The organism is Nodosilinea sp. FACHB-131 (assembly GCF_014695395.1).
Classification (GTDB): Bacteria; Cyanobacteriota; Cyanobacteriia; order Phormidesmidales; family Phormidesmidaceae; genus Nodosilinea.
This window is the reverse complement of sequence record NZ_JACJOF010000027.1, coordinates 57,268-68,417: the sequence shown is the minus strand read 5'-3', so window position 1 is coordinate 68,417 and position 11,150 is coordinate 57,268. Positions and strand designations below refer to the sequence as shown.

The 11,150-nt window shown below is 57.3% G+C and carries 14 protein-coding genes; 7 read left to right on the top strand and 7 right to left on the bottom strand.

What is annotated here, in order from left to right; translation table 11 throughout:
- Window positions 1-3 precede the first annotated feature (3 nt).
- Complete coding sequence (locus H6F75_RS16715; protein WP_190753599.1) at window positions 4-1,512, bottom strand: PLP-dependent aminotransferase family protein; 1,509 nt, start codon at window positions 1,510-1,512, stop codon at window positions 4-6.
- Window positions 1,513-1,767: 255 nt separating this feature from the next.
- Here H6F75_RS16715 and H6F75_RS16710 point away from each other — a divergent pair, with 255 nt between their 5' ends.
- The 5 genes from H6F75_RS16710 (at window position 1,768) to H6F75_RS16690 (ending at window position 4,984) form a co-directional block, all read left to right on the top strand.
- Window positions 1,768-2,064, top strand: coding sequence for a hypothetical protein (locus H6F75_RS16710; RefSeq protein WP_190753598.1), 297 nt, complete (start codon window positions 1,768-1,770; stop codon window positions 2,062-2,064).
- Between the two features lie 316 nt (window positions 2,065-2,380).
- Window positions 2,381-3,100, top strand: a complete 720-nt coding sequence (locus H6F75_RS16705) for a YdcF family protein (protein WP_190753597.1) — start codon at window positions 2,381-2,383, stop codon at window positions 3,098-3,100.
- 26 nt (window positions 3,101-3,126) lie between these two features.
- Complete coding sequence (locus H6F75_RS16700; RefSeq protein WP_190753596.1) at window positions 3,127-3,939, top strand: PhzF family phenazine biosynthesis protein; 813 nt, start codon at window positions 3,127-3,129, stop codon at window positions 3,937-3,939.
- Window positions 3,939-4,496: a GNAT family N-acetyltransferase gene (locus tag H6F75_RS16695; protein WP_190753595.1), complete on the top strand. Its 558-nt coding sequence runs from the start codon at window positions 3,939-3,941 to the stop codon at window positions 4,494-4,496. The genes H6F75_RS16700 and H6F75_RS16695 overlap by 1 nt, the downstream gene beginning before the upstream one ends.
- A complete protein-coding gene (locus H6F75_RS16690; RefSeq protein ID WP_190753594.1) occupies window positions 4,493-4,984 on the top strand; it encodes a DinB family protein in 492 nt (163 codons plus the stop codon). Before H6F75_RS16695 ends, H6F75_RS16690 begins: the two co-directional genes overlap by 4 nt.
- Before the next feature lie 113 nt (window positions 4,985-5,097).
- Here H6F75_RS16690 and H6F75_RS16685 read toward each other — a convergent pair whose 3' ends face one another.
- Together H6F75_RS16685 and H6F75_RS16680 are read right to left on the bottom strand one after the other, a co-directional pair.
- Entirely contained in the window at window positions 5,098-5,433 is a 336-nt protein-coding gene (locus tag H6F75_RS16685; protein ID WP_190753593.1) for a hypothetical protein, read from the bottom strand.
- 323 nt (window positions 5,434-5,756) lie between these two features.
- Complete coding sequence (locus H6F75_RS16680) at window positions 5,757-7,055, bottom strand: TetR/AcrR family transcriptional regulator (protein WP_190753592.1); 1,299 nt, start codon at window positions 7,053-7,055, stop codon at window positions 5,757-5,759.
- Between the two features lie 184 nt (window positions 7,056-7,239).
- Here H6F75_RS16680 and H6F75_RS16675 point away from each other — a divergent pair, with 184 nt between their 5' ends.
- Entirely contained in the window at window positions 7,240-8,100 is an 861-nt protein-coding gene (locus tag H6F75_RS16675; protein WP_190753591.1) for a fatty acid desaturase, read from the top strand.
- A gap of 150 nt (window positions 8,101-8,250) precedes the next feature.
- Here the strand turns inward: H6F75_RS16675 and H6F75_RS16670 are convergent, their stop codons facing one another.
- The 4 genes from H6F75_RS16670 to purS form a co-directional block, all read right to left on the bottom strand.
- The gene (locus H6F75_RS16670) at window positions 8,251-8,562 is read right to left on the bottom strand and encodes an NAD(P)H-dependent oxidoreductase subunit E (protein ID WP_190753590.1); all 312 of its coding nucleotides are present in this window, start codon (window positions 8,560-8,562) and stop codon (window positions 8,251-8,253) included.
- A 95-nt stretch (window positions 8,563-8,657) separates the two neighbouring features.
- Entirely contained in the window at window positions 8,658-8,975 is a 318-nt protein-coding gene (locus H6F75_RS16665) for a hypothetical protein (protein WP_190753589.1), read from the bottom strand.
- Between the two features lie 315 nt (window positions 8,976-9,290).
- Window positions 9,291-9,986, bottom strand: coding sequence for a phosphoribosylformylglycinamidine synthase subunit PurQ (gene purQ / locus H6F75_RS16660; RefSeq protein ID WP_190753588.1), 696 nt, complete (start codon window positions 9,984-9,986; stop codon window positions 9,291-9,293).
- A gap of 129 nt (window positions 9,987-10,115) precedes the next feature.
- A complete protein-coding gene (gene purS / locus H6F75_RS16655; protein WP_190753587.1) occupies window positions 10,116-10,379 on the bottom strand; it encodes a phosphoribosylformylglycinamidine synthase subunit PurS in 264 nt (87 codons plus the stop codon).
- A 97-nt stretch (window positions 10,380-10,476) separates the two neighbouring features.
- Here purS and H6F75_RS16650 point away from each other — a divergent pair, with 97 nt between their 5' ends.
- A complete protein-coding gene (locus tag H6F75_RS16650; RefSeq protein ID WP_190753586.1) occupies window positions 10,477-10,884 on the top strand; it encodes a Fur family transcriptional regulator in 408 nt (135 codons plus the stop codon).
- Window positions 10,885-11,150: the final 266 nt, after the last annotated feature.

Sequence of the window (11,150 nt, the reverse complement as noted above, 5' to 3'; positions counted from 1 at the left end):
ACCTCAAACAGCGTTAGAGGTCAGCAAGTTGTCCGTACGGTGGCCATCGTCCCGCAGGAGGTTTTCGGCCAGCTGCTTCTTGGCCAACAGGCCCAGGGTTTGCATCGCCTGCTCAACTTGTTCTGACCAAGAGACCGCCGTATTTAGCCGCAAGCAGTTGCCGTAGCACTGCCCCGAGGCCGAGAACATGACGCCGGGGGCGATCGCAATTCCCTGGGCTAGCGCCTCCTGATACAGCCGCAGTGAGTCAAATCCTGCCGGCATTTCGAGCCACAGCACATGGCCGCCGGTAGGGCGCGTCACACAGGTTTCAGCGGGGAAGTAGTCGCGAATAGCCTGCTGGATGTGCACCATTTGGTCTTGGTAGACGCGGCGCAGGTGGCGCAGGTGGCGATCGTAGCCGCCGTTGGCCAAAAAGGCCGCCACTGTCAGCTGGGGCGCGATCGCCGTATTTTGGTTGAGAATCGACTTCATGTGGGCAATCTTGCTGTGGTAACGGCCCCCGGTGCACCAACCTATCCGCAGCCCTGGCGATAAGGTTTTGCTCACCGAAGCGCAGTAGAGCACCCGATTGTCGGTGTCAAAGGCTTTGATCGCCTTAGGGCGAGTTCCCTCAAAGCAGAGATCGCCGTAGACATCGTCCTCGATCAGCGGCGTGTCGTACTGGTTGAGCAGCTCCACCAGGTGCTTTTTCTTACGGTCATCCATACAGCTACCTAAGGGATTGCTGAAATTCGATACCAGCAGCACCACCTTGACATCGCCGGTTTGCAGCGCTTCTTCAAGGTGAGGCAGGCTAATACCGTCGCGGGGGTGGGTGGGCAGGGTCAGCGCCTTCAGCCCCAGGCATTTTAGTGCTTCTAGCACAGCGAAGTAGGTAGGCGACTCGATCGCCACGGTGTCACCGGGCTGGGTCAGCGCTTGCAGGCAAAAATAGATCGCCTCGTTGGCCCCGTTGGTAATTACCATCTGGTCGGGGTGGACTGAGCAGCCCGCGTCGAGCATGCGTTTGGCAAACTCGGCCCGCAACTCGGGGCAGCCCAGGGGCGTGCCGTAGGAGTGGGCTGCATTGGTGTTGTCTCGCAGTATCTTGCCCATTAGCCGATTGAGCTGAGCCAGGGGCAAGTGTTCTAGGGCAGGTAGCGCTGCCCCTAGCTGAATCAACCCCGGATCGCGCATCAGGCTAATTACCTCAAAGGCCAGGGAGATATCAATGTCGGTGGCCTGCCGGGGAGGCGCGGTGGGAGCGGGCTCCTGGGGCAGCTGTAGGGTTGTCTGTTTGACGTAGTAGCCCGACTGGGGGCGCACCACCACCATGCCCCGGTCTTCCAGCAAGCGGTAGGCTTCCATCACTGTGGAAGTGCTGACCGACAGCTGAGCCCGCAGCTTGCGCACCGAGGGCAGGCGATCGCCCGGCTTGAGGGTGCCTTCGGTGATCAGCTGCTGAAGGCGATCGGCCACCTGTTCGTAGAGAATTTGGTGCGGGGCGAGGGTGATGGGGGAGAGGGGCATGGGGTGAGGGGTGAGGGAGTAGGGAAGATGGGAGGATGGCGAAGGGGGAGGTTCTATAGCGGGTTAATTTTTGGGGAGGGTAGGAACAGTTTTGGGGTGGGGAGACCAGAACAGTTATAGAAATCCAAACTGTTACCAAGACAATTTACGCTAACTGCCTCTGTTTCGATAGGGGCAGATCGAAGAAACTTTACCTATGCCGAATCGATTCGTGCTGTTCCCGTTGGCCAATCGCCTTTTTAAGAGGACAGCTCCATGAAACCGAATAGTTTGTACGCTCAGCTTGAGCTAATTCAAGAGCCGCTCGATCGCCCCATTCAGTCCGATTACTCCATTGCTCGGGTTTGGGCTGGGGCCAAGCGGCGTCTCAGTCTGGCGGGCGATGCCCTGTTGACCTACCTCTGCGGTTCCGCAGACCTAAGTGTGACCGTGAAGCGCGATCGCCGGGGCAATACGCTATTTGTTGCCTACGACCCAGTCAACCAGCAGCGCCGTACCTTCAGCTCTGAGCAAGAGCTGCGGGTGTGGGTTGACCAGCGCTATTACCAGTAGTGGGTGACATCTTCGATCCGACAGGGCGGGCCAGCCGACTGACCTTCCCGCCGGATTGGAGCCTAGGGCAGACCGCAGGGTTTGCGGTGACTACATAAATCCGTAAACTTTGCTCGACGGCGCGGGGTATGTGCTGACGTGAGCGCACAGATGAGTAGGCTGGACTTGAGAATTTTCTCGAAACCCGCTTTTCTCACGGCCTAGGAAACTCATGCTAGAGCTACTTCGGACTGGTTTTGCTCGACGTTGGCCAAAACTGACCTGGAAGCTGGGTTACTGGTTTTTTAGCCCCAAAAAAGTTACCCCGGTTTTGCTGGTGGTTGTCACACTAGTTCTAGTCACCCGTGAACCTGGGTCCAGTTGGCGTATGGCGATGGCGGGTTTGGCGCTACTGGCCGCCTATGGGGTTATGATGTCGCCGCTGTTTTCGCTCCCAGCAACGGCACTGCTATCGAGCTTTGTGCCCCCAGACAATGGGGAGTCGGCCGATGCCATTGTGGTGCTGGCCCGGAGCGGCCGCATTCAAGGCGATCGCTACAATACAGCGGTCGATATGGTGGCCGAGGGGCGATCGCCTAATCTCCTAATTATGGGCCTCCCCCAGGGAGTCAGTGTGCTTAAAGCCCTTGATCAGCGCGACCTGTCGCCTAACCTCATGCTCAGCGCCGTTGGCGTAAAAACCACTAAGCAAGAGGCGGAGTCAGCCGCCGTCGCCCTTGGCGCTAGGGGGTTGAAGCGGGTTATTTTAATCACCGATACTCCCCACATGCTGCGGGCCTGGCTAACCTTTAAGGGGCTGGGGTTTGCCGTCGTCCCTCACATTGAGCCGCTGCCCATTGGGGTGGCTAGTCGTGAGCGATCGCTGCTGGCCATTCGTGAATATCTGGGGCTGGTTAGCTATGCTGGCCTGGGGCGTTTTCAAAGGAAGACACCCAATACCCTGTCCCAAGTGGCCGGGGCAATGGCCAACGACTCACCTGCCGATGGCCGCTTTATGACCGCTGAGCAAATTCGGCAAACGTTTAGACTTAGCTGAAATTTTAAGGAAAAGGGTGGAGCCCAATGACCATTTCGCTAACTCAGGTTGATGCCTTTACCGACGCTGCCTTTGGCGGCAACCCAGCGGCGGTGTGCGCCCTACCCGAGGCCCGCCCCGATCGCTGGATGCAGCAGGTGGCCCAAGAGATGAACCTCTCAGAAACCGCCTTTTTCTACCCCGAGGGCGACGGCTACCGGCTGCGCTGGTTTACCCCTACCGTCGAGGTCGACCTGTGCGGCCACGCCACCTTGGCCACCTGCCACGTGCTGTGGAGCGAAGGTCACCTGAGCAACGAACAGCTCGCTACGTTCCATACCCGCAGTGGGGTGCTCACGGCCCGCTGCCTCGGCGATTGGATTGAGCTCAATTTTCCGGCTAACCCGTCCCACCCCATCGCTGAACCCGACGGTTTGGCAAAGGCGCTAGGCGCACCCCTCCAAGCCGTTGCTGAAAATTCCCTGGGCTATCTGGTCGAGCTAGAGTCAGCGGCGGCGGTACGCGATCTGCGACCCGACTTTGTTGCCCTCGGGCAGTTTCCGGTCCACGGCGTGATTGTCACCAGCCGAGGCGACGCGCCCTACGACTTTGTCTCTCGGTTTTTTGCCCCCGCCCTCGGCATCAACGAAGATCCGGTCACCGGGGCGGCCCACTGCTGCCTCGGCCCCTATTGGCGCGAAAAACTCGACAAAACCACCTTTCTCGCCCACCAGTCATCGGCTCGGGGCGGCATAGTCAAAGTGCAGGATGAGAGCGATTCCGGGACGGATCGCTTCGCGAATCGCATTCGCCTCAGCGGCCAGGCCGTTACCGTTTTTAAGGGAGAATTGCTGCACTGATGCAGATCGATGTCACCACCTGGTATTTGGAAATGCTTGACCCGGCCCAGCTGCGGCCTAAACTCAGCGAGCATCCCAATCTGGAGATTCGCCAGGCCGAGGTGCCCTGCCCAGAGTTGAGCCGATTTCTCTATGTCAGCGTGGGCGGCCAGTGGTACTGGTGCGATCGCCTCTCCTGGTCCTACGATCGCTGGCTCACTTACCTCAACCGCCCCCAGGTTGAAACCTGGGTGGCTTATATCTCAGGTACCCCAGCGGGCTATATCGAGCTAGAAGAACAGCCTCAAGGCAATGTTGAAATTACCTGTTTTGGTCTGCTGCTCCAATTTATTGGCCAGGGCATTGGGGGACACCTGCTAACGGTGGGCGCGCAGCGCGCCTGGGGCCGGGGAGCCCGCCGCGTATGGGTACATACCTGTAGCCTCGACGGCCCCTTTGCCTACAAAAATTACGAGTCGCGTGGATTCACCCGCTACGACACCAAGGTCGTTGGCGAAGACCTGCCTGACGAACCGCCTGGCCCCTGGCCCAACAGCAATTTCCACCCACAGCCATGAATCATCCCGACTACTACCGCACCATGGTCCGCTACAACCAGTGGATGAATGGGAAAATTTATGCCTGCTGCGCCCAGCTCTCGGATGGCGATCGCAAGGCCGACCGGGGCGCGTTTTTCAAGTCTATCCATGCCACACTCAACCACTTGCTGTACGGCGATCGCGTTTGGGTATGCCGCCTTAGCCACCAGCCCTGCCCCAACCTGGGCCAAGACCTCTACGCCGACTTCGACGAACTCTACCAGGCTCGCACTGAGATGGATACCGCGCTGATAGACTGGGTGGCCACCTTCACCCCAGCCTGGCTAGCCCAGTCCTTTGAGTACACCAGCAACATTGACCGGCAAGTTCGTCGGCTGCCCATCTGGCTGCTGGTCACCCACTTGTTTAACCATCAAACCCATCACCGTGGCCAAGTCACTACCCTGCTATGTCAGCTTGGCATTGACCCTGGCCCCACCGATTTACCCTGGCTACCGCTGGTATAACCGCTCCCAACAACCACGCCTAGCAGGCTTCGCCGTCGCTCTCAGCGACGGCGTTCATGCGGTTTCACGTAGATTGTAGGGATTAGAAAGCCCTCTGCTCAAGCAAGATTCACTCAATGGCGTAACTTCGGTGCCAGCCAACCGCTTTTCAAAACGTTTGGCACAACCAGCCTCAGCGGAGCGAGATAATATTTTTCGGGCTGATGATAGTTATAAATCGAGAATCTTCTGCTGCTGGTCAAAAAATACCTCAGATCTTTGCCATAGCCTCGTTGCTCAATCAGTCTCTTCAGGTCTAATCCATAGGCTGCCACAAACAATTCCCCCAGCCGGTGGCTACTCATCCAAGGTGAACCCGTGCGCTCTAACTCAGCTGCAAAAAGATCTTCAATGGCCTCTAACACCTGATTCATTGAAGAAAACGTTGACAAACTTTGCGGAAATGCCATGGTTGCTCGACTGCCTGTAGCGACAAAGGATTGTCTCCGTAACTACAGATTTACTCCGTGCTATTTCATACCCAAAACCATACGGGTTTCCCTACAGCAAGGGCAGAGTTACGACGGCAATCTCTACTACCCTGAGTTCTCTGCGGTATTCGTTTGGGTAGCGATCGATGTCGTTTAGATCACATAGCGTCAGAAAGTTCTTGGCTCACACAGCAGACGAAGCTCTGAGTTTAGGACCACCCCAAATACCAGAATTCAAGCCTGTTGGGCATTTTCACTCTTCTACTTTTCACTCTTCTACTTTTCGCTCTTTTGCTATAGCTCTAATCTTTGGCACCAGCGCTGATATCACTAGGCTGATCGAGATTGGCTGGGGCTGAACCAGGCTGTTGATCGAGGCGTAGGGCTTGGGCCAAGGCCGATCGCGCCTGGGCTTTTTGCACCAACGGGTCGAGCAGCTCGACCGATAGCCCGCTCAGCAGGCTTAGCTGTTGACGATTTAGCCCTCTTAGCAGCATTTCGACGCACCAAGTGGCGCGGGCCTGCTCAACGCCAAGCGATTCGCCGGTGGGCGACATGATGCTGGTTGTCACCTCGGCCCACAGTTGCCGCACCCTCAAGGGCGTAATTGGCTGATCGTCTGGCCCTAAAAACATGGCTGATGACGCGTCGCTGCGGCTTTTAAGCCAGCGGGTAAGCGGGTTTTTGGTGTAGGTGCCGTAACGCCGACCCATAATCCACTGGTTGAGAGGCACCTGACGATGCTGAGGGCCAACTAGCAAAATGTGCTGGCTGCTGTCGTAAAGGGCGCTAGCGCGGGTTAGTAGCGGCACCTCTGCTGCCGCCACCCCAGCCCCCAGCAGCACGTAGATCAGGGCATGGGTCTGGTTGCCAGCCTTGCGGGCCACCTGCATAATCTCGTGCACCACTGGGGCGGGGAGGTCGATCCAGCTCTCTGTGTTGGGGGGAGTAAGGCTAGGCTGGGCTGTGGCAAGACCAGACTCATCACGGGGCCGGAGGCTGAGCAGCCAGCTGACGACATTCTCAATAAAAGCGCTCCTGCTGGCCCATAAACTGTGAAATTCTACGCTGTCGTTAGCGCCTGCGGTGGTGCCGTCGATCGCGGCATAGCCCAGAAGCAGCGCCATTACCAACCCTGCCACTTCCTCAGGGGGCAGGCCAGCGGCTTCCCCTGGGGCCAGATGCGCCTCCAGATATTCAGCGATGAAGTCGCGAATGGTTTGCAGGCCGCGCCCCATAGCCTGGCTATTGTCTGCGGAAAACTGCCCGGCCTCACCAATCACCGACCGTACCAGCTCGGAGAGTTGATCGAGGGTAGCCAAACACTGGCTCAGAAAATCTCTCAAAGCCTGGTCAGTGGGGGCTTGGGCTAGAGCCGCTAGGTCAAACCCATAATCTGGGCCAGACAACACCTCAGCCTCAGTCATGACCGCTGCAAGCAAGCCATGCTTGCTACCAAACTGGCGAAACAATGTGACTTCGTTAACACCCGCTAAATCGGCCACCTGCCGGGTAGTAGTAGTGCCTACCCCTTGGCTAGAAAACAGCTGAAATGCCGCATCCACCAGACGCTGGCGGGCTGATTGACGTTGAGCTGCCATAGCAAAAAGAAAGCGATACTTGCATTTTACCAGAAAAGTTTGCTAGGATGAATTTGCAAGCGACACTTGCAAAAGACTCCAGCCAGTCCCTAGAGGGTGCGAAGGAGTCGGGCAAGGACTTCCCCTCGGTCGGGTTAACAAACTGCTCGAGGGTTTAAACCCTAAAAGAAGAAAAGGACGTGCTATGACAACGTTACTGAAACAGGCCCCAGAGAAACGGGGAATTAAAGACTTAGATTGGACATTAGTCGGCTTCTTAGCCACCATTCACGGCGTTGCCCTGCTGGCCCCGTGGTTCTTTTCGTGGTCGGCCCTAGGGGTGATGGTGGCGCTGCACTGGCTGTTTGGCAGCATCGGCATTTGTTTGGGCTATCACCGACTGCTCACCCACCGCAGTTTGCAGGTGCCCCAATGGTTAGAGTATGCGATCGCCACCATTGGCGCGATGGCGCTCCAGGGTGGCCCAATCTTTTGGGTGGCAGGGCATCGTCAGCACCACCTCTACACTGAGGATGCTGAAAAGGATCCCTACGCCGCCAGTCGTGGGTTTTGGTGGAGCCACATGTTGTGGATGGTGTACCGCAACCCGGCAGTCTTTAACGGCCAGATCTACCGTCGCTATGCCCCGGATATTGCCCGCGACCCCTACTACCGCTGGCTCGATCGCAACTTTCTATTTCTGCAAGTGCCGGTTGCGATCGCCCTCTTTGCCTTTGGCGGCTGGTCTTTTGTAATCTACGGTGGCTTTCTTAGAATTGCACTTCTATGGCACTCAACCTGGCTAATCAACTCAGCAACCCACATGTGGGGCAAGCGTCGCTTTCACATTGAAGACAGCTCGGGCAATCTGTGGTGGACGGCGCTGCTCACCTACGGCGAAGGCTGGCACAATAACCACCACGCGTTTCCTAACGTGGCCCCGGCTGGCTGGCGCTGGTGGGAAGTCGATGTTACCTGGTACGCCATTCTGTTGTTAGAAAAACTGGGTTTAGCTCGTCGCGTGGTGCGGCCCTCCGCAGAGGCGATGGCTCAGATACAGCAGTAATTAAGAGCACCTAGTGCCGCTATCCGCTCAATCGGTGGATAGCGGCAACAGTGGATATGCCAGAGTGCCGTTGGCCTCTTCTCCTAAGGTGCCGGTGCAGCTTCCATAGAGGGGAAAGTGCTTCAAGAACTGTGGGTAACGGTGCCCAGCCTACAAATCTTGAACTGAGAACTCTTCTGGGGGATGAAAGCGGGGGTGCAGGCGATCGCGCACCAACTCTCCTCCCACCAAATGCTGCTCCACAATTCTCGACACATCCTCAGGGGTGACCCGGCAGTACCAAGTATTGCCGGGCATTACTTTAACCGTCGGCCCAGCGCTACACTGGCCCATGCAATCACTCTCGGCCACTAGAATATTGGGGCTCTGGTGCTGCTGAAACGCCGCCAGCACCGCTGCCGAACCGCCGCGATCGCACGATCGATGCCGACATACCTGCACTAGCCAACGCTTAGAAACCACAGATAGATATCCCCCGCAATGGGTGTCTTAACCGTGAAGCAGTTTCCGCCCACAAAGTCCTGGAATGGCTTGTTCTGCCCGCTTTAACAAACCGTTTAAAGACCGGTTTTTGAGCACGGCCCGTAGGCGGCTAACAGTTCGTTCACCCAAAGCGCATCGATCGCGCCCTGGAGCCGCCGCTGCTGCTGGTGAAGCGTCTGAGGGCTGAGACAGGGCTGCAAGCGCGCCACTAGCTCATCGGCTTCATCAATCAAAAAGTTGAGCAACGGCTCTGCTTCGGCCTGCTGCAAAATCTCGCCCATGCGCTCTGCGGCCGCCTGATCAAGTGTGGGGAGCAGAGCTAGCTGGCAATACTCATAGACCGTAGGGCGGTAGGCCAGGGCGCTACTGAGCCATTCGTCAGAGTCTGACATGGGGGTCTCCTACAGCCATAGGCCCAAGCCGTTTTGGCTCAGGGTTTAATCGAACAAAACAGCAACGGGTTACCGTCACGGCAACCCACAACCTGCCAACTCTGGCCCACGACGATACCCAGACCAAGGTTGCTTCCTTGAGGGTTAAGTGTACCCAGGTTCACCACCGTGACAAGGGTTTTGGTGAAGTTTATGTCCTGGAAGGCAGATATTTTTGAAGCAATGACGAAGCTGACCTCAGTAGTCCACCCACTCAATTTTGACAAGCGATAGAAGACTGGGGCGCAGATGCCGGTTTTTAGGAGCAGGGAAGTACTAGGCGGCTACTAGCGATCGCACCAAACTTTCAAACAGCGGCAGCCCGTCTACCCCGCCCAGCACCGCATCGGCGGCCCGCTCGGGGTGAGGCATCAAGCCCAGCACGTTGCCCGCTCGGTTGCAGATACCCGCAATGTTGCCTAGAGAGCCGTTGTGGTTAGATTTCTCATCCACAGACCCATCTAGGCCACTGTAGCGAAACACAATTTGCTGATTGGCCTCTAGCTCGGCCAGGGTCGCTTCGTCGGCGTAGTAACAGCCCTCACCGTGGGCAATGGGCAGAGTAATCACTTGGCCAGCGGTATAGCCCGCCGTCCACAGCAGGTTGGTGCGCTCGACTTTGAGGGGCACGCGATCGCAGATAAACCGCATGTCCCGATTGCGCACCAGCGCCCCCGGCAGCAGCCCCACCTCGGTCAAAATCTGAAATCCGTTGCAGATGCCGAGCACTGGCTTACCCGCTTTGGCATGCTCTACTGTAGCCTGCATGGCAGGTGAAAAGCGGGCGATCGCTCCACACCGCAGATAATCCCCGTAGCTAAAGCCTCCGGGCACCACCACGATATCCACATCGCTCAGGTCGCTGTCTTCATGCCAAACCATGCGGGTAGGCTGTCCAAGAATATCGCGGGTGACGTAGGCCACGTCGCGATCGCAGTTGGCCCCAGGGAAGACGATGACGGCAAATTTCATGGGAGTGGGGGGTGGGGAAGGTGAGGGGGTAGGGAAGGTGAGGGGGTAGGGAAGGTGAGGGGTGGGGAAGAATGAAGTTGATGTTCTTCCCTATCTACCTCAACACCTCATCGTCCTCACCTTTCTGACTTAGGCGGTTGCTAGGGTTTGCAGCTCAAAGCGATAGTTTTCAATCACCGGGTTGGCCAAGAGCTGAGCGCACATGCGATCGAGCTGCTGACTGGCGGCGGCTTCGCTATCGGCTTCTAGGGTCAGCTCAATGTATTTGCCAATGCGAATTGGCCCCACATTGTTGTAGCCCATGTGGGCTAGCCCGGACTGCACCGCTGTGCCCGCCGGGTCAAGTACGGAGGGGCGCAGGGTGACGTAGATGCGAGCGCTGTAGTGGGGCAAGGCTGACTCCGGTGGCAGGGAAAATCACAATAGTTTGTACCCCTCATCCTACCGTATCAACCGATTGATAAAATTGAGTCAGTACAAGTGAGCCAGCATGGTACGACGCACCCGCAGCCAAGAGAAAGTTTTGACCGTTTTAAAGGGTTTGAGTAAGCCGATTTCGGCCCAAGCTCTCTATGTTGAAATGCGGCAGGACGGCAACACCACGGGGCTTGCCACGGTTTACCGAGCGCTTGATGCTCTCAAGCTGGAGGGGGCGGTGCAGATGCGCACCCTGCCCTCGGGGGAAGCGCTCTATAGCCTGCCTCAAGAAGACCGCCACCACCTTACCTGCCTTCAGTGCGGCAACACCATCGCCATCGACCAGTGCCCCGTCCACGAGCTGGAGAAGCAGCTGCACAAGGCCCATGAGTTCAAAATTTTCTACCATACCCTGGAGTTTTTCGGCCTTTGCCCCCGCTGCCAGGGCAGTTTGGCCAGTGCCGAAGCTTCGGTCTCCTGAGGCTGAAGGCTACGGATCGGGCTCCTGTTGCCGGAGGTAAACTCACCCACCTCAGGGTGCAAATGGACTCGCGCGGACAACTGGTTGAACGTTCTGCTCCAGAAGCCAGAACCGGCACCGATTGGTGGATGGTGCTGATAAGGGGAGCGATCGCAACTACTACCGATGATTGATGGCGAAGCTAGCTAAGAGAACAATAATCAAAGCTTGAGGCAGCGGCTATACGGACTTACTCTACTTGAGTCCAATGCCGGTAGCTCAGTCCT